The sequence below is a fragment of the Paenibacillus sp. Y951 genome, from assembly GCF_056786395.1.
Genome location: NZ_JBXCIY010000074.1, coordinates 1 through 887, shown reverse-complemented (window position 1 = coordinate 887; position 887 = coordinate 1). Strand labels below are relative to the sequence as shown.

The 887-nt window shown below is 39.6% G+C and carries 1 pseudogene; it reads right to left on the bottom strand.

Features of this window, described 5'->3' with window-relative positions:
* Window positions 1-887: pseudogene (locus tag AC1TPB_RS24870) on the bottom strand (IS3 family transposase); the annotation flags it as partial.

The following is an 887-nucleotide window of genomic DNA, read 5'->3' as shown; positions in this document are numbered from 1 at the left end:
AAGCTAAAATCTCATTCGTTTCAGCATCTTTAATCGTCGACAAATAAGCACGTTTACCGTAAGCGTAGGTTAAGTAAGTGATGTCTGTTAATAATACCTTGCCTGCGACACCTTGCTTAAAATGGCGCTGCAGGAGGTTTGTACAAGTACGATGTTCGTGTGTCGCTTTTGCCATCCGACGATAAGGATTGGCTTTTCGGATCGGGCAGAAGATGTTAAACTTCTTCATGATGCGACGAATTCGTTTTAAGTTATACGTGATGTGATACTGATTTTCTAACGTCATTTTAATTTGACGCGCACCTTTTTTTCTTCGACGGAAACGATAGGCTTTTAGAATAATGTCCCTTACTTCTTCATCTGCTGCATCGTGTGCTATACGCTTTTGTACGGATTTCTCATGGAAATAATTATAGTAACCAGAACGAGACACACCAATCATCTCACACAAATAGCGTACCATCCGCTTTAACTGATACTTTTCAATCGTTCGATGAACCAATTCAAATTTTTGTTCTGCTACACGTTTGATTTCCTCTTCAACATCTTCCTTTCGAGTAGATCGAGCTTTTTTAAAAGTTCATTCTCCGCTTGTAATAATCGATTTTGTGCTTCTAGTCGTGAAAACTTTTCTTCTAAGCTTAATTCTCGTTCTAAGGGGCGACCTGAGTTTGTTTTTCTTGTATCTTGTAGACCTTCGTCTCCATGTTCACGATAAGCTGCACGCCAGCGCTTACCTGCAGACTGGATACGTTTTAAGCCGATGAGTTCAGTATCTAAACCTGCTCCCTCAAAAATAGTTCTTGGTAGCTTTCCTTTCTCATTTTCTGCAATAAATAGCCGTTTAAACTCCTCTGTATACGTGATAGCTTTGTTACTAACAGCTT